Below are 17,217 nucleotides of genomic sequence, written 5' to 3'. Positions count from 1 at the left end.
GGGTTGTTGCCGTCATGACCCGGCACGGGTCCTTCCTGCCGATTTCGACGCGGGGACCGTAGCCGCGATTGTCTTGAGTATATGAATCAGAGACTTACAGAAGTGTAGTGCAGTCTGCTCAGTGACCCACGTCAGCTTGCCACTGATCGGCGAACTGATTTTCGGACCGGATGATGCTTGGCGAGATGGCTTCCGAACGGCTGGAGGAAGTCATGAAGAACATCCGATTCAGAAAGCACAGATAGTGAAGATCCTGCGGGAGGCGGATAAGGCACCCGTGGTGGAAGTGGTCAAGCGGCATCGCATCAGCGACCACACGACCTGCCTGTGGCGCAAGCGATTCAGTGGCCTGGGGCCTGTGGACATGAAGCGGCTGCGCGCCTTGGAGTTCGAGAACGCGAGGCCCAAGAAGTTGGTGGCCGAGCGAGGCCTTGAAATCGAGATCATGAAGGAGGTCGTTGCAAAAAAAGCGGTGGGCGCGCCCGCTCGCCGTCGGCATGGTCGAATGCGTGCATCGTCGCGGCCTGTCGCTTCGCATAGCGCTCGCGCTGCTGTAGGTGATCCGGTCGAGCCTTCAGTATCGCTCCAGGCTGGCCGAGAGGGACGTTCCGGCAGAGGGATCGCAGTGCTCAGCAGGCTGGTCAACGTGCACGGTGCATCCAGCTATCTCAGATCAAACTACGGCCCGGAGTTCGAGTCGCGGGCGGTGCTGCGGCGCTTGGCTCAGACCAACATCGACACGGCACGCATCGATTCTGGCAAACCGTGGCAAAAAGTTCCAACGAGAGGTTCAAGGCAAACTTGCGGCCGTCAATTTTTGGCGACCAACCCGGTCCAATTTCTAGGGCACGGTTCGTAGGAACGGCACTGCCAGGACCTTGCTTTGGAGGTCTTCACATTAAGCTATCACAAGACTACTTATTAGCGCAGAGAGCTCATCGTGATATCCTTAGGTTTGCTAAAGGAGATAGCAAATCATGGGAGGCCGCATGAAAGGCATTTTTCTTCTCCCCGCCGTCGTGGCATTTGCGGTTGCATGTGCACCGCAGCCGCCCAAGCCAGTCACTGCAAGAAACAGCGAACTAACGCATGGCAACGTGCAATTGAATCTCAAGGTTGGCGAGACGACTCAGACTCAAGTGTTGGAAGTTTTTGGTGCCCCGAATATCACGTCCATAGATGGGTCGGGGCAGGAAGTATGGACTTTCCAGCGGCAGGCTACCGTGTCTCAGGCTACGTCGAGCAGTAGTTATTGGACGATTTTGCTAGCCGGCGGATCGTCGTCTGCAGCCGGGTTTGAGCAATCGCAACGAACGATGACGCTCATCATCAAGTTCAACGACAAGAAAGTAGTCTCGGATTTTCGTAGTCGCGCCAGCGAATTCTAAGGGTATTGGTCAATTGTGGCGGCCGAGTAACTAAATGACAATGTGCAAAAGAATTCTTGTATGGTTTGTGCCTTGCTGTATCGTGGTTGCTGGATGTGCTGCAGCGCCTCCGAAAACAGAGACGTCGCTTCAGGTTCAGGCGTATCAAGCCAGAGAGTTCGAAGTCGAGAAGGGAATCGCGTTTGCAGCCGTAATCAGCGTATTTCAAGACTTAGGATACATCGTACAGAGTGCCGACAAGGAAACGGGCTTTATAACGGCTTCGAGTCCTTCAGGAAATAGGACGTCGTTCTGGGAGGCGCTCGGTGGCGTGTCTTCTCATGGTCAGACAAAGGCAACGGCATTCATAGAGGAAATTAGAACTGGCTTTGCCAGTATTAGGCTGAATTTCGTGAATACGAAATCAACCTCATCGTTGTACGGACAGCAGTCGCAGAACGACACTATTGTCGCTGACCCAAAAGCCTATCAGATCGCTTTTGAGAAGATTGGAGACGCGATATTCATTCGCTCTGGCGGGAAGAGTAACTAGGGGGGGGGGTATTTCGAGGTGTAGTCGCATGTATCGTGCAAAGATTATTCTGCTAATTTGCGGTGTGACGAGCCTCATATCAGGCTGCACGTCCTCTAGCATTATCCCGTCCACTTATTCGACTCCTTCGGCTGATCTCCTTGCCGCGTTTAAGAGTGGCAACAGTAGTCTTCAGACGCTGTCGCTAACCTCAGGGTACGCGGTAGCAGTAACGGAAGGCAGGGGTGCGGATGATACGAAAGCCCTTTACGATGCTGGCCAATGGGACCAGCTTGCGGTGCGAGTGATGCGTATCAATTCGGGGAGCAACCTTAGTTGGTTCTATCTCGGCCGTGCAGCAGAGGAGATGGGTCTACAAGATGTCGCCGCGATCTACTACCGGAAGAGTATCACTACGTCCGCAAGCAAGTTGACGTCCGCGTGTATTGGGCGCTTGTGCCAGGGATTTAAGTTTCCAGAAGATAGTCAAAAAGGGCTTGACCGAGTTAGCGGTTCTAGAAATTAGTAATGGTAGCACGTGGTACACCGGTTCCGAAGAAGCTCAAGGATGACTGCATTCAGGAAGCGATCTTCGAGATCAAGTTCAAGGCGGAGCTTGAACGCGAAAGACTAATAGGGCGACTTTCTGATTACGCTGAGTATTCTGCTTTCGAGGTGCGGCGGCTGCCAGTTGGTGATATTCCGCAGGCGCTCTTTGACTCCGACCCGAATCTGGCATACCTGCCGACTCTTGAACTGGTTCCGAACGAGCAACGGTCATTTGTTGTCCGAGTTGGTCCTAGGGTGGTTTCTTATCACAAGATGCCTCCATACGGCGGGTGGGCAGGGCTCCAGCCGAAATTGTCAAAACTCGTTGAAGTGTTGTTTGAAAAGGCCGGCAAGCTAGAAGTAACCCGGTTGGGCCTCAGATACATGAATGTCCTAAACAAGAGACTGCATGCAATCCAGGGAGTATCTGAGCTCGACTTGAAAATAGGAATTGCAGGACAAAGTGTAGAATCGGATTTGAATCTCAGCTTGATAGTAGACGATCCGCCACTTTTCGTGTCCAAGGTACTAGTTGCGACGCCACGATTTCTGACTAATCAACTGCCGGACGGGTCGAATGTTTTCATTGATGTTGATGTTTTTTCGCCGCCGGATCGTAGATTCAGCGATCAAGAAGACGTTGTGCAGTGGCTTACGCAGGCGCATGAAATCGAGAAGAGAGAATTCTTCCATCTGCTACGCAGGGAAACCATCGAAGCCTTGGAGGTGAAAAGTGTCGATATCCACGACCGCGGTCAGTAGCAGTTGGTTTGCCTTTGACGTCGCGGCGATTGAGGGTCCGACAGTTCATAAGCCGCACTGGTTGGGCACAATTCAGGAAATAGTCAGAAAATCGCGCGTAGCGCCGCTTAGTGTTGAGCAAGATCTTGGCGGAGAATGGCTGAGCCCTACGGTTGTTCGTGCGTCGATACGTTTCCTTGAGTTGGCGTCCCCCCATTTTCCTGCGGAGCCGCATCTCTATGGCACCAGAGACGGCGCGTTGCACATTGAGATTCCACTTTCCGCCGGCAGCATGTCGGCAATCGTTACAAACAGCGCAGCGAAAATTGTGGCTATCAAAGGCAGTACGGTGGTGGCAACAGTTGTCGATCTTGCAGACATTTCAGGTCAGGAAATGCAAGAAAAATTCGCACCGATTGTCGATTTGCTGGGTAAGGCCTCAAGTGGCACTTTGGACACCAAGTGATGCGATAGGGACTGAACTTCCGGACCAAAACGTCATTGGCCGGCGGATATTTGGTGGGCGTCCTCGAAAGCCGTTGAATGGCTACGATGGCAAACCTACGCCGCCGCCACCGTACGTACCCGACGATTTCGTTGATCGTCGCGATGTAAACAAGATTTCCGTCGATCGTCTTGGGCTCGGCGACTGCAAGACCGCTGTCTGCAAGAAGGTTGCATGCCTTGCGGTAGCGCACGTGGCGAGAACTAAGAGCGTGGATTCGTTTAAGGGATGGGTGTACCTTCGAGTCGACGCAGTACGGGATTTTGGAAAAGTAACTGTTCATGCGTCGCCGATTCCTGCTGACGACAGCGCGGGGACTGACGGCAACCTTTGGCATGCTCATTTGAGCGTCTCTGACCCAAAGAATGATAGTGATCCAGATGTTATCGCTTTGATAATCTACAATATGTTCTATAAGAAAAATGCTGGATTCAAACCCTCGCCTGCCGCGCAGGGCATGTAGCGTGGCGTATGTCGTTCGCTGCAAGTTGAGTCGATCTGTCTTAGCGCATTGACAACTGATTTGTCGCTCGAATCGCGAGATGTGCGAAGTTGCACTTTCGGTTGCAGTTGCCCTGAAAACCCCATGGTTTATGGGGTTCATACAATTTTTGATCTGCAGGTAATTCAAGCGATTATGTGCGATTGAGATTCACGTAGGCGTGTCTCGTTCGACTTGAAAACCGGCATCGGGGCAACCCGATCGTGGGTTCGAATCCCACCCTCTCCGCCAACTGGAGTCTTTTCCACTCGGGGCTGGGTGTGTGGACGAACCCAAGGCGCGCCCTGAATTGTTGAGTCGGCCGACATGTTGCATGAAGGCAGCCGTGCAAAATTTCAGCGAAGCGCCGGGCAATACCATCGTCTCCGCCTGTCCTCCGATGCGGTCATCAACAGGCGCGTCAATACATATGTATTGACATTTGTCCTTGGGTCGACTAGCCTTGTCAGTATGAAGCCGAAATCCGCTCAGCTGCAGATTCGGGTGACCGCCGCCGAGAAGGCCGCAATTCAGCGACTCGCAAAAGACGCAGGTCTCGACATGTCGGCCTATGTACTCGAGAGAGTTTTGTCCTCGCCGGCGGCGCAATTTGCGAACCACGTTGGCGCTTGCCGACAGGACGATTCGGCACGGTTTGCTCTCGCTGAGCTCAACTCCTTCTTGTCCGGGCTATCAGCTCTCGAGCTCATGGATGCAGTCGCGGTATTGCCCGCGGGGAAAATGAGTTCTTTTGTCGCAAACTACGTGGCCGCACTGGTCGAGTCTGCCTGTCAACGAAAAAACGTGCCCTTGCCCCAGTGGCTGGGTTCCATCGAACCGTTAGCCGAACCTTTCTTCGCGAGCGGCTTGCAGAGCCTTCGACTGTATTTGTTGACGCAGTCGCCAGCGCCATTCAGAGGCCGCAATATATTTGTCGATTCGTCCTTGGGCGATCGGGTGTGACCCTCAAGTCCTCCGATTTGCGACGCCTATTCGACCAACTGAGCGAGGAGTTGGGGAGGAGCGAAATCCGGGGCGAATTATTCCTGGTCGGTGGCGCAGTCATGTGCCTTGCCTATTCGGCCCGCCCCTCCACGCAGGACGTGGACGCGCTGTTTCGGCCGACGCGGGAGGTGCGCGAAGCGGCGGCTCGGGTGGCCGCTCGGGCTCGAATCGATTCGCATTGGCTCAATGACGGCGTGAAAGGGTACTTGAGCCAACGTGGGGAGTTTGCCCTGTTTCTCGAGCTCGATCACTTGCGCATCATGGTCGCGCAGCCTGAGTACATGCTCGCGATGAAATGCCTCGCAATGCGCCTCGGTGCCGAGTTTCACGACGAGGATGATGTCCGGTATCTTTTGCGGCATCTCAACATTCGTTCCAAAGACCGAGCCCTTGAGATCATCACGAATTACTATCCTCTCGAGCAATTTCCGCAGAAGACGCTTTACGCACTGGGGGAGTTGCTGTCCGGCGGCCAGTGAGGCGGACGGGCAACCGCCATCTAGGGCGCCGGGCTGGGCCGACAGTCCGCCGCCAGCAATAGCTCGTTGAGATCATGAAAACTCTGGCATCGAAGTCCGGTAATTTCCTCGATGCGGCGCAGACGTGCATACACGGTGTTGGCATGCAGCGCCAATCGCCGCCCCGCTTGCTGCACATTGAGATTGGCATCCGCGAGCGCGCGTAATGTGCGGATGAGCTCGCCGCCCGTCTTGTCATCTGCTGCGGCCATTTCGCCACTCCAGGCGGGCAGGGCAGACTGCACATAGTCGGACCCGCGGTGCAAAAGCAGACGGCGGATGGGTAGTTCGGCATATGAGACGACGCGGTTCGTAACCGACGCAAAATCGAGCGCCACGCCGGCTTCGTGAACCGCGCGCGGAATATGCGCGCTCGAGGGCGCATCGGCGCTGACGCCGATCAATACGGCCGGTCCCAGCGACAGCAATGCGGCGGAGATTCGCTCTGCGAGCGCGCTCTGCGGTGCCGTCCAGCCAGAGACTCTGCGTGTGTCGGAGTAAATGCAAATCACAGCGTTGTCACGCAGCCCCGTGAGCGTTCGTACGGAACTGTCCTGCACGGCTTCGGTAACGGCCGCGATAATACGTTGTGCGCGACCCGGGTTTTCCATTTCCAGCGGATCGGTCGATTGCGCGAGCACGACGCAATAGGATTGCCGCTGTTCGAGATATCCCGCGCGTTTCATCAAACGCGCCGCCCGCGCGTCGGATTCATCGTAACCAGCGACCAACAGGTTCAGCAGTTCCGTGCGTCGATCTCCTTCGGCCTCGGCGATCTTGCGGGTGCGCGCCACATACTCGGCGGCGCACAGCGTGCTGATGAGGTCGGTGTATTCAATGGCAAAATCGGCAATGGCGGCGACTGCTCGCTCGACATTGCCAGGCGCCGCGTCGATCGCTGCATCGCGCATCCACCGCGATAGCACCTTGTGGCCGCAACGATAGGCGTGCAGCAGGGATTCGAGCGGAAAGTGCTGATCCGCGCGCCGCACCGCGTGTGCTTTCACGAACTCGAGCGGCGCTGGCAGACCACCGCCGAGGAGTCGCGAGATCTCCTCGACGTGGGCCTTTGCATGGAGCTTGAGCTCCGGGAGCACCTGTGGATTGGCGCTCGCGGAATAGTTGGGGATTTCCCGGAGTATGGTTCGCTCGAGCTCGTCAAGCGCCTTTGCGGCACGCAATTGCAGGCTGCACCCGGCCCGGGGCACGACGCCGAGCCGGGCGAGTACGGTCAGCGGGGCGCCGAGGGTCCGATTCGGTCCATTGTTGTTCATGATTGTGAATATTTAACAATCAGCACGCCGGTTTTTGCGGCAGTTTGGCTGATGATCCATCGATTAATTGTGATTAGTCTACAGCAGGTCAGGCATTCCGCAGCTCAACCAGGAGTATCAACATGGCCAAATATCTCTTTGTCTACCACGGTGGTAAAGCGCCAGCCGACGCAGCCCAGGCCAAGAAGGTGATGGACGACTGGGGCAAGTGGTTCGGCTCCATGGGTGCCGCAGTGATCGATGGCGGCAATCCAGTCGGCAAGTCGACGACTGTCAGGTCGGACGGGTCGATCGCCAACGACGGTGGCTCCAATCCTGCCAGCGGCTACAGCCTCATCGAGGCGAAGGACGTCAAGGATGCGCAGGCGAAAGCCAAGGCCTGCCCAATCCTCAAGTCCGGCGGTTCGATTGAGATTGCGCCTGCCATGGACATGTGACGACCGGCGCGCGCTTCAAATCGACACGGCTTTTCCGCGGCCGGTCGAGATGTCGAAGATCACCAGGCCCTCGGCGTGCTCTTCGAGTTGCGCAACAACTTGACCGCGCTGATTCCAGATCGCGGATCGGCCTGCGCTGACGAAATCGTCGCACGGGCCGATCGAATTCGCCATCACCACCACCATGCCGTGTCGCTGTGCAATCTGGGGGTAGTGCTCGCCAGCCTGTGTCACACCATGTGCGGACTTGGCGACGCTCGCAAGGTACACATCGGCGCCCAACCGGGCGGCGCTTGCCGCGTGGTCGGCCTGCAACGACTCGTAGCAGATGGCAGGGGCAAGAACATGTTCCGAGTATGGTAGGCAGAGCGCCCGATCACCGCATGCGAAGTGCGTCTGCTCATCAGGGTGAAGCTGCTGCTTGGCGTAGCTTGCGCGTGGCAACCGGGGCCGGAACACCATCATACCGATCTGAATGCCGGCGGATGAGCGCAGCGGCACGCCGAGCGCTATCGCAACGGCGGTATCGTCAGCGCGCCCCTGAAAGACATCTAGGCAAGGATCGGACGGAGCCAGCGCAAGATCGCTGGCAAGGGTTGGTTCGTAGCCGGTCAGGGACAGTTCCGGAAAAAGAACAAATTTGGCGCCGTGGGAAATCGCCTGATCGATGGCAGCCAGATGTTTGTTCAGATTGAGGTCGACTCGCCCGGCTTGTGGCGCAATCTGCGCTGCGCAAAGCTTCATTGGCCGCGACCGCCGGGTTTGGGGAGCCGGGAAGTGCCGCTAGCCACTAGGAATCGTCGGTGCAGCAGGATTTCAGCCGTCGAGTCGTATCGTCCTGAATCTCGCGCAGTCTCGGCATGAGTCGACCCATCTGGTCCTGGATCATGTTCATCGTGCCCTGCATAAGGGTCGGCATTTTCCTGATCATCGCCTGTCCCGCTTTGGATCGATAGAAGTCGAGCAGTCCCTGAACTTCCTCTTCGCTGAATGTCTGCTTGTAGATTGAAATAATATACGGCTCAATGTTGTCCCAGCGCATTTCATCCTGCAGCACGGCCATCACTTGGCCCCGCATGTCGTCAAGGATTTTCTGCTGCTGCGGAGTGAATGTCGCCCCACCGGCGGCTTCCTTCATCGAGTTCTGCATCATGGCATCAACCTGCGAGTAGGTCGCATCCATCATCTTGCTCGCTTCGGTGATCTCGATGAGCTGGCGGATCGAGTCGTCGGTAGCAGGCGGGTCGGTCGCGAATGTGAATGCTGGTGAAAGCAGAACGAGAACGAGCATGAGTCTCATGGCAGGGCCTTTCTGGATGGAACCTGGTCTACGTTAACAGGAATCAGCCGGGCCTTTGTTACGTGCTTCGAATCCCGGTCGGGAGCATCAGTCGCAGGGTACTGCCGCTGCCTGACGAGCAGATGTCCAGATGGGCATTCAGCTGACGCGCACGGTATCGAAGATTCGCGAGGCCTCTGCCCGCTGGCGCTTGTTCCGTCGCTGCAACGTCAAAGCCGCGGCCATTGTCGCTGATGGTGATGCAGATGTGCTCGTTCGCCCGCGTCTCGATGCGAATGACCGACGCGCCCGAATGCTTGATCGCGTTCGCGACGGATTCCTGCACGATGCGCAATACTTGCAGAATCGAGGCCGCGTCCAGCCAGGGCAGTGCCGGCAGGTTGTCCATATGCCACTCGATTGCGATACCAAGCTGTGCGACTCGCGCAGCGAGTCGGTACCGTAGATTGCCAAGCGCCGTTTCCAGGTCGTCATCAGCCAGATCCGTCGAGTCGATCAATAGGCGTAGCTCGCCGACAGCGTCCCGCAGCAAATCGACGATCTGGGCATGGTCTGTCTCGGGGCGTTCCGCGGCGACCAGCGTGCTTACCAGCGTCGAGCCAAGTCCGTCGTGCATTTCCCGCATCAATCGCTGCCGCTCGGCATCCCTTGCGCTATCGCGCTCGAACTGGCTGAGTCGCTCATAGCTCTGCGCGAGTTCTGCCTGCCGGGCCGCGAGCGTTGTCTCAAGCGAAGCGTTCAGTGATTCTGCGGTTTCGACAGCGGCACTGTAGCGCCTCGCAAGGGCGTAGATGAAAGCACCGAAAATGGGCGCCGCGGCAAACGGCAGCCAGAAGACGCTTTCCATGTTGATGAGCCCGCCATCGAGCAACTCATCATGGATGCCAAAGGCCAGGCTGATCCAAAGCGCCATGCTCAAGGCCATTTGCTCGCGAGTGCGCACGCGAAATGCGTCGACGGTCAACATCAGGGTGATCAGGAGCGAGGTCATCGCCTGGGCCGCATAGACCAGCTGTTCCTGCCACCACTCGACGAGCGGCAGCACCGGCAGGCGCAGTAATGTCAGGACAACGGCAACCATGGCGAGTGCGCGTTCGGTGCGCGGCCGACTTTCGCCACGCAGGCGGATAGCAAACAGATATACGACAAAACACAGCCAATTCAGCGAACTGACCGTGAGCCACCAGAACAGCCACTGGGGCTGCGGGTAGTTGGGCAAGTGATAGTGCAGGCTCCGAAGTGTCCACAGCAGTGATGCAACCGCAAACAACAAGAACGCCGAATCGTGACGGCCACGCACCCAGAACAGCATCGCGAAGGCACCGATGGCCAACATGGCCATGCTCGCGATCTTGGAGATGTCCACACGCAGGAATTGCTGAAGCTCATACCAGGAAGTTACCGCACTCAGCGATCCGACCATGAAGGATGGCGCGCTGCATCCCATGACGCCAACACTGCAATCGACAGCCAGTACGAGGTCGATAGGTCCCGTCGCACTCCGGCGTGGGACCGGCAGCAGCTGAGGTTGATTCCAGTAATTGGAGCGGCTGGAGTCGGTTTCTGTTTCTCGTACACCATTGACGAAAAGCACGGCGTGGAAGCCCGAGGGTTGAAACGCACTGAAAGCGACGGCGAGCGGCTCCTCGCCGACTGATTTCAAGCCGGACAGATCAAGACGCAGCCACAGCCTGACGGTGTCGATCCGATCGAAGCGCCTGATGCTCGTATCCTGCATGGGGAGCGTGACGGTTTCCCAGCGTAACGAGGCTGGAATCGAGTCGGGCAGTGGCGCGTTTGCGGCTGTCGACGGCGACTCATAGGCGCGCTCGGCACGGGTTACCCTGGTGTAGTCCGGACCCCTGCCGGCGCAGCCAAGCAAGGCGACCGGCAACAGCAGGCTAGTCGCTAAGGAGGCCCATCTTGCGAGCCTCATAAACAGCCTCGGTCTTGGAATTGACCTGCAATTTGCGATAAACCCGTTTCACGAAAGTCATCACTGTATGCGGAGAAATGCTCAACAGCCGGGCAATTTCCACGAACGAATAGCCTTTGGCAATCAGCTCGAGTACCCGCTGCTCACGGCTTGACAACAGACTGGCGGTTCCAGGGTCGTTGGCAGCAGCTGGCCGGGCGCGACGCAATAGCTGCCGCGCGATCAATGGGCTGATCGGGCTTCCGCCTTGCCTGAGTGCAACGATCTGGCTGATCAGGTCATCCGGCAGCGCGTCTTTCAATAGATAGCCTGTTGCGCCCGCCTCTATGGCCGCAATGACATGTTGCTCGTCACCAAATACGGTGATGACCATGACGTCGCACTGCGGATGCAGGCGATTGCACTCGCGAATGACCTCGAGGCCGCTGGCGTCCGGCAGTCCAAGATCGACCAGCAGGATGTCGGGTGCCTGCCTCCGGAGTGCTTCGACTGCGACCGCGCAGCTTGCGTGAATAGCGAGTAACTGGATGACGGGTGATCGGGCCAGTGCGGCGCGAAAGCGGTCGGCGAAACGCACATCGTCTTCGACGATCATGACGCGCAGCGCGTCGCGCAGTTCGACTTCCGGCGGAATTGCACTCACGCCGTGATCTTAACGCAATGGCCGCTACGGCGTGGTATCACCACGTTGGGTCGCGGCACCGAACCTTTGGCGTCACTTGAATTGGGGACGCGACAGGGCATCGACTTCGCGGACACTTGCGACCTGTGCATCGTTCAATGCAAACCATGGGCATCCAGGAGCCAAGAAGCATGAGAAGTACCGTGCGCAGGGCAGCGATAGCCGCCCTCATTCGATCAGAAACCCTAATCATCGCGCGCAAGACCCTGCCGCTGATGGCACTGACAGCCCTCGCGCTGTTCGCGAGCCGCCTGGCACTGACCCAAGCGGTTGTGCCTGGCGTGAAATATCGCCAGACGACGACGATGGAAATGATGGGCATGAGCATTCCGTCGACGACGCGTGAGGTCTGCGTGTCCAACAATGACGCGGACGAAGCACTTGCGATGCCGAGCGACGAATGCGAGCTGACGAGCGTGCAGCGCTCGCCCAATGGTTTCAAGGCGCAGATGCGCTGCACGGGCGAGCAGGCGATGGAAGGATCACTCGAGCAGGTCAGTGACGGACCAGGAAAATACCGAACAACCATGCGTATGTCGTCCGCCGAGGGCGATATGACGATGAAAATGACCAGCGTCAAGCTGGGGCAGGCCTGCGATGCGAATGCGGATTTTCGCAAGTTCAATGCGATGGCCAACAAGATGCAAAAACAAGCCGAGGACAATATCGCGGAAAACTGCCGCCAGATCATGAGTGGGCTCAAGAAGAAGCCCGGCGACGTGGCCTACGAGTTTTCGCGTGCATTTTCGCCCGATGGCAGCGCCGCGATGTGCGGCCGACCGGAGGATCGCAAGGCGGTCTGTGCCGCGCTCAATACACGCGCAGGATTTCTTGAGACCAAACGCGCCTTCGCCAAGGGCTTTGTGAAGAATGATTCACTGCAAAGTCGCTTGAGCCGCTGCACGCTCGGCAAGGAAGATACCGTGCGCCAGAAGCTTCTAGCCGGAGCAGAGGCCGCGGGCGATTGGGAATTCCTCATATCCGAAGGATTACCACTCGCGCAGGCACTTGCAGATCGGGAATGCACGGGACGCGGATTTACCTTTTCGGCCCAGGATCCGCGGTATACGAAGTTCTGCAGCAGCTGGTCGGCGTACCTTGCAGGCCGGGATTTCGGTGGCGACAATGCAGGTGATGCGGATTCCTCGTCGCAGGTCCGCACCAGCGCCGCGGGCGAGTCGGGCGACCGACCGGGCGCGACCGGCGCCGCTGACAATGAGGCCGCGACGGGCAACGACGAAAACCAGGAGCCAAAGCCGGCGACCGCGACCGACAAGGCCAAGGAACTCGGCAAATCGGCCAAGAAGGTGCTTGGACGTATTTTTGGCGGCGGGAACTGACCTGTCACGAATGGCAGCTTGCCGTGCGCTGCGGCGGGTGATCGGGCTCGTAGTCGCTTCGTGGATAGCGCCGCTGGCGATCGCCGCTGGTCCTGGCGCGCCCGTCGACAGGTTTCCGCGCGCCGCCGCGGCGTATGCGGTCGCCGTGAATGGGCGCCTGGTTTGGGCACGAAACCTCGACGCACGGCGGCCACCGGCCTCGCTGGCAAAGTTGCTCGCTGCGTTGGTCATACTCGAACCCGGTGTGCCGTCTGGCACAACTGTGAAGATTTCCTCGGGCGCCGCGCGGATCGCTGGATCCCGTGCCGGCTTGCGTGCCGGCGAGAGTTTCCGATTCGAAGACCTCCTGACGGCCATGTTGGTCGCGTCGGCGAACGATGCCTGTATCGCGTTGGTAGAAGATCGAGCTGGCGGTGCAATGAAATTTTCGGCACTGATGAATGCCCGGGCCCGCGAGCTCGGGATGCGTGACTCGCACTTCGTGCAGCCCTGCGGGCTGGACGCCGAAGGCCAGTTCACGACCGTGCGCGATCTGCTGCGCTTGAGTGCTGCGGCAGTTGCCAATCCACAGATCGCCGATCGAACAGCCATTACGCAAGCTGCGATCGTCTCCTCGGCAGGCCGGCGCATTGCGCTCCACCAGAGTAACCAGATGGTGGGGCGAGTGACCGGCGTATACGGTCTCAAAAGCGGCTTTACCTCGCAGGCGGGCAAATGTCTCATCCTGGCGGCGCATCGCGATCAAAGGGACGTGTGGATCGTGATGCTCGATGCGCCGGATCGATGGTGGGTCGCCTTGGGAATTCTCGAGCAGGCCTTTCAATTGTCCGCGGCTGAATTTTTGTCTTCACACTCCGGGCACTGATCATGTATTTCGCGCTGATCCCGATTTCGCTCCTCGTTACTGCCGCTATCGTCTGGAGTATGGGGATCCACGGCAGCTTCCAGTTCGATGATTTCGGTGTAATCGTCGCAGATCCGCGCGTGCAATCGCTGACTGCTTGGTGGGAGTCGATGCCGGGCATACGACCCGTTCTCAAGTTGACGTATGCGCTCAACCACGAGTACGGCAGCGACGCAACCGGGTTTCGTACGGTCAATGTCGTATTGCATGCAATCAATACGGTGCTCGTATACGGCGTAACCCTGTTGCTTGGCCAGCAGATCGCACAACGTCCGGACAACATCCGCACTGCGAGCGCACCGGTTGCGGCAGGCATTGCGGCAATGCTGTTTGCATTACATCCCGTTCAGGCTGATGCAGTGACATACATCTCCGGACGGTCGACGTCTCTGGCCGCGCTCTTCAGTCTGCTGACGATTGCACTCTGGGCGGCATCCCGTCGCGACGCCGCGCTGGCGCCCACAGCGCGATCGAATCGCGTGATGCATCTCGCGGCATACGTGACACTGGCGCTTGCGCTCGGATGCAAGGAGGTGTCGGTCGCTACTGTTCCCGCAATGGGGCTTTGGGTGCTTTGTACCGGTTCGCAGGATCGGTTGTTGAGTTCACGGGTTCTGCGAGATTTGACGCACAGCGTAGGGCCCTATGCGCTGGTCGTGCTCCTGGCACTGGTCGCAGCGATCTGGGTGACCCCATACCCGCGTTTACTTGCACAGGCGGCCGTCGGTCATACGCTGTCGGGCAATCTTTGGACGCAGGCGAACGGCGTCAGCTATCTCATCGGTCAGCTTCTGCTCGTCAGATTACCCAATCCCGACGCGGGGCTTGCGCAGGTCGTGCAGCCGGGCGCAGCAACGATGCTGCGGGCCATGATGCTGCTTGTGCTTATTGGGCTTGGTTTGAGTCAGTTGCGCCGTCGGCCGGCAGTCGCCTTCGGCATGCTGTGGTTTTTCATCTGGCTGGCGCCCACCAACTCCGTCTTGTCGCGGATGGACGTAGCGTTCGATCGCCAGTTGTATCTGGCGATGATCGGTCCGGCATGGTTGCTTGGGTGGAAGCTAAGCTCCATCCAAAAGCGCTGTGGCCGCGTCGGCGCGGTCGTGCCGGTCGTCATGCTGGCCATACTGTTGGGGCAGCGAAGCCTGGCGCAGCAATCGATCTATGAAAACGAAATCACGTTCTGGGAGCATGTTTTGCGGCAAACTCCGGGCAATGCCCGGGCGGCCAACAATCTCGGCATGGCGTATGCGGCCGCCTGTCGCGAAACCGATGCGCTGCGTGCATTTGCGCGGGCGCAAAGCCTGGATCCTGGTGATTTTCGCCCGCGTATCAATGCCCAGTTGCTCGCCTTGAGGCAGCTTCCTGGTGTGCCTGCCCGTTGCGCGGACGTGAGAGTCAGCGCAACCATGTAGTGTCCAGCGATCAGCGCGGGCAGCAATGCCGCGGCTGTCGCAGGTCGCAGACAACTTGGGTCTGAAGCATTGACTCGGCATACTGCTGTCCATCGCGCCGATGACAGCCCGCACAATTCCTTGGTGCTGTTGCGCAAACATTTTCAGAGGGTTGTTTTGTCAATCCGCAATTCCATAGCGGCCATGGCCGCGGTGTGCTTTCTGGTGGCCTGCGGCGGCGGCTCGGGCGTCCAATCAGATAGCGAACGCGGCCCGATCACACCTCCGCCGGCACCACCTCCGTCGAGCGGGCCCGCGCCGCTGACGCAGCTGCTGACGCGTGGCAGTGCCAACCCGATTCTGCGTAACGGCCCCGAGTCATTCGATTTCATCAAGGCGGGGCCACGATCCATTGTCAAGGTGGCAGCGGGCGATTACCGCATGTGGTACGAAGCGATCGCGAATAGCGCCAACGATACGCAAATAGCGTATGCGACGTCGAGCAACGGCAGCAATTGGGTCAAGCGCGGCATCGTATTGAGTTACTCGCAATCCTGGGAGAAGAATGAAGTCGCACCTACGGCCGTGTTATTCGATGCCGATGCGGGATTGTGGAAGCTCTGGTATCACGGTGGCGGCAATGGGGCGCCGCGTTACATCGGCTATGCGACCTCAACCGATGGCCTTGCATGGACGAAGTATTCCGGCAATCCGGTATTGTCACCGGGGGTCGCTGGCGCCTGGGACGATGGCTATGTCGCCGATGTCAAAGTATTGCGGCTTGGCGCAAGCGACTATCGCATGTGGTACAAGGGCGTGAACGCCACGAGCGGCAGGGCGCAGGTAGGCTATGCGCTATCGAGCGACGGCGTGCGTTGGAGCAAATACTCCGGAAACCCCGTTTTCGTGCCGGGAAATCCTGGCCAATGGGATGATGGTTCCATCAACGGAGTGACCGTCGTTCATGACCGCGGTCTTTTCCACCTTTGGTACCCGGCGCTGCGCAGCGGCGGTGCCGCGACACGAGCCGGTGACGGCCTGGGATATGCCAGCAGCGCCGACGGCGTCAGCTGGTTTCGTTCGCAATCGAACCCGGTTTTGGCGCCCGCGGCCAATGGCGCCGCGCCCGACGTCGAGCTTGGCGATACGCTCGAAGCCTATTGGGACAGTGGTCGTTACCGCGTGACCTATGGTTCGTTCAATTTCGCGGCATCGCCGGTGTTGCGCGGCATCAGCGAGGCATCGATCATCGATTCGAGCAGACCCTGAGGTCTAGCGCGACACGATAGCGTTCGCAAGGTCTCGAAAGTACGCGATGGTGCGCGCGAGCCCACTATCGAGATCGACTTTCGGAGTCCAATCGAACTTCGATCGGGCCAGACTGATATCAGGCTGGCGTTGTTTCGGGTCATCCTGCGGCAAGGGTCGGTGCACGATCCTGGATTTGGACCCGGTCAGCCGAACGACCGCTTCGGCCAGTTGCAGCATGGTGAATTCCCGGGGGTTGCCGAGGTTCACGGGTCCGACGAACTGCTCGGTGTTGTTCATCATGCGCACCATTCCGTCGATCAGGTCATCGACGTAGCAGAAGCTGCGGGTCTGGCTGCCATCGCCATACACCGTAATGTCTTCATTCGCGAGTGCCTGCATGATGAAATTGCTGACGACACGGCCGTCGCGAGGATGCATTCGCGGTCCATAGGTGTTGAATATCCGCACCACGCGTATATCGGTCTTGTTCTGGCGGTAATAGTCGAAGAACAAGGTCTCGGCACAGCGCTTGCCTTCGTCATAGCAGCTGCGGGTGCCGATCGGGTTGACGTTGCCCCAGTACGATTCGGTTTGCGGGTGCTCGCTCGGGTCGCCATAGATCTCGCTGGTCGATGCCTGCAGGATTCGTGCCTTTACCCGTTTTGCGAGACCCAGCATGTTGATTGCGCCAATTACACTCGTCTTCGTGGTCTGCACTGGATCGAATTGATAGTGGATTGGTGAGGCCGGGCAGGCCAGGTTGTAGATCTCGTCGACCTCGACGTAGAGAGGAAAGGTGACGTCGTGTCTCAGCAGCTCGAACGACGGATTGCCGAGCAGCCCGGTGATGTTGCCACGCGCGCCGGTGAAGAAATTGTCGACGCAGAGCACATCGCAGCCATCGCGAATCAGTCGTTCGCACAGATGGGATCCGAGGAAGCCGGCACCGCCGGTGACCAGGACGCGTTTGCGCAATGCATAGTTTTTCATGGTGCCGTAGCTCG

The 17,217-nt window shown here is 58.3% G+C and carries 18 protein-coding genes and 2 pseudogenes; 14 read left to right on the top strand and 6 right to left on the bottom strand.

Features of this window, described 5'->3' with window-relative positions; all coding sequences use genetic code 11:
• Positions 1-121 precede the first annotated feature (121 nt).
• From R3E77_11275 to R3E77_11235, 9 genes and pseudogenes are all read left to right on the top strand, one after another.
• A pseudogene (locus R3E77_11275) lies at positions 122-409 on the top strand (transposase).
• Positions 410-604: 195 nt separating this feature from the next.
• Positions 605-772 (top strand): annotated as a pseudogene (locus tag R3E77_11270) (IS3 family transposase).
• A gap of 217 nt (positions 773-989) precedes the next feature.
• Positions 990-1,388, top strand: a complete 399-nt coding sequence (locus R3E77_11265) for a hypothetical protein (GenBank protein ID MEZ5499992.1) — start codon at positions 990-992, stop codon at positions 1,386-1,388.
• A gap of 34 nt (positions 1,389-1,422) precedes the next feature.
• Positions 1,423-1,920 carry a hypothetical protein gene (locus tag R3E77_11260; GenBank protein MEZ5499991.1) on the top strand — a complete coding sequence of 166 codons (498 nt, stop codon included), beginning with the start codon at positions 1,423-1,425 and terminating at the stop codon, positions 1,918-1,920.
• 507 nt (positions 1,921-2,427) lie between these two features.
• Entirely contained in the window at positions 2,428-3,210 is a 783-nt protein-coding gene (locus R3E77_11255) for a TIGR04255 family protein (protein MEZ5499990.1), read from the top strand.
• Positions 3,182-3,655, top strand: a complete 474-nt coding sequence (locus R3E77_11250; protein ID MEZ5499989.1) for a hypothetical protein — start codon at positions 3,182-3,184, stop codon at positions 3,653-3,655. The genes R3E77_11255 and R3E77_11250 overlap by 29 nt, the downstream gene beginning before the upstream one ends.
• A gap of 73 nt (positions 3,656-3,728) precedes the next feature.
• The gene (locus tag R3E77_11245; GenBank protein MEZ5499988.1) at positions 3,729-4,157 is read left to right on the top strand and encodes a hypothetical protein; all 429 of its coding nucleotides are present in this window, start codon (positions 3,729-3,731) and stop codon (positions 4,155-4,157) included.
• Positions 4,158-4,646: 489 nt separating this feature from the next.
• Positions 4,647-5,138 carry a hypothetical protein gene (locus R3E77_11240; GenBank protein MEZ5499987.1) on the top strand — a complete coding sequence of 164 codons (492 nt, stop codon included), beginning with the start codon at positions 4,647-4,649 and terminating at the stop codon, positions 5,136-5,138.
• Positions 5,139-5,155: 17 nt separating this feature from the next.
• Entirely contained in the window at positions 5,156-5,659 is a 504-nt protein-coding gene (locus tag R3E77_11235; protein ID MEZ5499986.1) for a hypothetical protein, read from the top strand.
• Positions 5,660-5,679: 20 nt separating this feature from the next.
• Here R3E77_11235 and R3E77_11230 read toward each other — a convergent pair whose 3' ends face one another.
• Positions 5,680-6,972 (bottom strand): helix-turn-helix domain-containing protein, encoded by a 1,293-nt coding sequence (locus R3E77_11230; GenBank protein MEZ5499985.1) that lies wholly within the window; start codon positions 6,970-6,972, stop codon positions 5,680-5,682.
• A 122-nt stretch (positions 6,973-7,094) separates the two neighbouring features.
• On the opposite strand from R3E77_11230, the gene R3E77_11225 reads away from it, so the two are divergent.
• Positions 7,095-7,409 (top strand): hypothetical protein, encoded by a 315-nt coding sequence (locus R3E77_11225; protein MEZ5499984.1) that lies wholly within the window; start codon positions 7,095-7,097, stop codon positions 7,407-7,409.
• A gap of 15 nt (positions 7,410-7,424) precedes the next feature.
• Here R3E77_11225 and R3E77_11220 read toward each other — a convergent pair whose 3' ends face one another.
• From R3E77_11220 to R3E77_11205, 4 genes are read right to left on the bottom strand one after another with little or no spacing between them, the layout of a single operon-like run.
• Entirely contained in the window at positions 7,425-8,153 is a 729-nt protein-coding gene (locus R3E77_11220; protein ID MEZ5499983.1) for a carbon-nitrogen hydrolase family protein, read from the bottom strand.
• 46 nt (positions 8,154-8,199) lie between these two features.
• Positions 8,200-8,709 (bottom strand): DUF2059 domain-containing protein, encoded by a 510-nt coding sequence (locus R3E77_11215; GenBank protein MEZ5499982.1) that lies wholly within the window; start codon positions 8,707-8,709, stop codon positions 8,200-8,202.
• Between the two features lie 58 nt (positions 8,710-8,767).
• Positions 8,768-10,603: an ATP-binding protein gene (locus R3E77_11210; protein MEZ5499981.1), complete on the bottom strand. Its 1,836-nt coding sequence runs from the start codon at positions 10,601-10,603 to the stop codon at positions 8,768-8,770.
• A gap of 7 nt (positions 10,604-10,610) precedes the next feature.
• Positions 10,611-11,288 (bottom strand): response regulator transcription factor, encoded by a 678-nt coding sequence (locus R3E77_11205; protein ID MEZ5499980.1) that lies wholly within the window; start codon positions 11,286-11,288, stop codon positions 10,611-10,613.
• 170 nt (positions 11,289-11,458) lie between these two features.
• Between R3E77_11205 and R3E77_11200 the strand changes: the two genes are divergently transcribed.
• The 4 genes from R3E77_11200 to R3E77_11185 all read left to right on the top strand — a co-directional run bounded on the left by R3E77_11200 (position 11,459) and on the right by R3E77_11185 (position 16,231).
• Positions 11,459-12,667, top strand: a complete 1,209-nt coding sequence (locus tag R3E77_11200; GenBank protein MEZ5499979.1) for a DUF3617 family protein — start codon at positions 11,459-11,461, stop codon at positions 12,665-12,667.
• A 10-nt stretch (positions 12,668-12,677) separates the two neighbouring features.
• Positions 12,678-13,532, top strand: a complete 855-nt coding sequence (locus R3E77_11195; GenBank protein MEZ5499978.1) for a hypothetical protein — start codon at positions 12,678-12,680, stop codon at positions 13,530-13,532.
• A 2-nt stretch (positions 13,533-13,534) separates the two neighbouring features.
• Positions 13,535-14,983 (top strand): hypothetical protein, encoded by a 1,449-nt coding sequence (locus R3E77_11190; GenBank protein ID MEZ5499977.1) that lies wholly within the window; start codon positions 13,535-13,537, stop codon positions 14,981-14,983.
• A 123-nt stretch (positions 14,984-15,106) separates the two neighbouring features.
• Positions 15,107-16,231, top strand: a complete 1,125-nt coding sequence (locus R3E77_11185) for a hypothetical protein (GenBank protein MEZ5499976.1) — start codon at positions 15,107-15,109, stop codon at positions 16,229-16,231.
• Positions 16,232-16,234: 3 nt separating this feature from the next.
• On the opposite strand, the gene R3E77_11180 is transcribed toward R3E77_11185, so the two are convergent.
• On the bottom strand, positions 16,235-17,203 hold the full coding sequence (locus R3E77_11180) for a UDP-glucuronic acid decarboxylase family protein (GenBank protein ID MEZ5499975.1): 969 nt from the start codon (positions 17,201-17,203) through the stop codon (positions 16,235-16,237).
• Positions 17,204-17,217: the final 14 nt, after the last annotated feature.

It is taken from the genome of Steroidobacteraceae bacterium, assembly GCA_041395505.1.
Taxonomy (GTDB): domain Bacteria; phylum Pseudomonadota; class Gammaproteobacteria; order Steroidobacterales; family Steroidobacteraceae; genus JAWLAG01.
The sequence above is the reverse complement of the archived record's forward strand: the minus strand, read 5'-3'. Positions and strand labels throughout refer to the sequence as shown.

Bases quoted from the DNA above. Each gene is read 5' to 3' on its own strand.
- R3E77_11265 (MEZ5499992.1), top strand. From the start codon at position 990: ATGAAAGGCATTTTTCTTCTCCCCGCCGTCGTGGCATTTGCGGTTGCA.
- R3E77_11260 (MEZ5499991.1), top strand. From the start codon at position 1,423: ATGACAATGTGCAAAAGAATTCTTGTATGGTTTGTGCCTTGCTGTATC.
- R3E77_11255 (MEZ5499990.1), top strand. From the start codon at position 2,428: ATGGTAGCACGTGGTACACCGGTTCCGAAGAAGCTCAAGGATGACTGC.
- R3E77_11240 (MEZ5499987.1), top strand. From the start codon at position 4,647: ATGAAGCCGAAATCCGCTCAGCTGCAGATTCGGGTGACCGCCGCCGAG.
- R3E77_11230 (MEZ5499985.1), bottom strand. From the start codon at position 6,972: ATGAACAACAATGGACCGAATCGGACCCTCGGCGCCCCGCTGACCGTA.
- R3E77_11225 (MEZ5499984.1), top strand. From the start codon at position 7,095: ATGGCCAAATATCTCTTTGTCTACCACGGTGGTAAAGCGCCAGCCGAC.
- R3E77_11220 (MEZ5499983.1), bottom strand. From the start codon at position 8,153: ATGAAGCTTTGCGCAGCGCAGATTGCGCCACAAGCCGGGCGAGTCGAC.
- R3E77_11215 (MEZ5499982.1), bottom strand. From the start codon at position 8,709: ATGAGACTCATGCTCGTTCTCGTTCTGCTTTCACCAGCATTCACATTC.
- R3E77_11200 (MEZ5499979.1), top strand. From the start codon at position 11,459: ATGAGAAGTACCGTGCGCAGGGCAGCGATAGCCGCCCTCATTCGATCA.
- R3E77_11195 (MEZ5499978.1), top strand. From the start codon at position 12,678: ATGGCAGCTTGCCGTGCGCTGCGGCGGGTGATCGGGCTCGTAGTCGCT.
- R3E77_11190 (MEZ5499977.1), top strand. From the start codon at position 13,535: ATGTATTTCGCGCTGATCCCGATTTCGCTCCTCGTTACTGCCGCTATC.
- R3E77_11180 (MEZ5499975.1), bottom strand. From the start codon at position 17,203: ATGAAAAACTATGCATTGCGCAAACGCGTCCTGGTCACCGGCGGTGCC.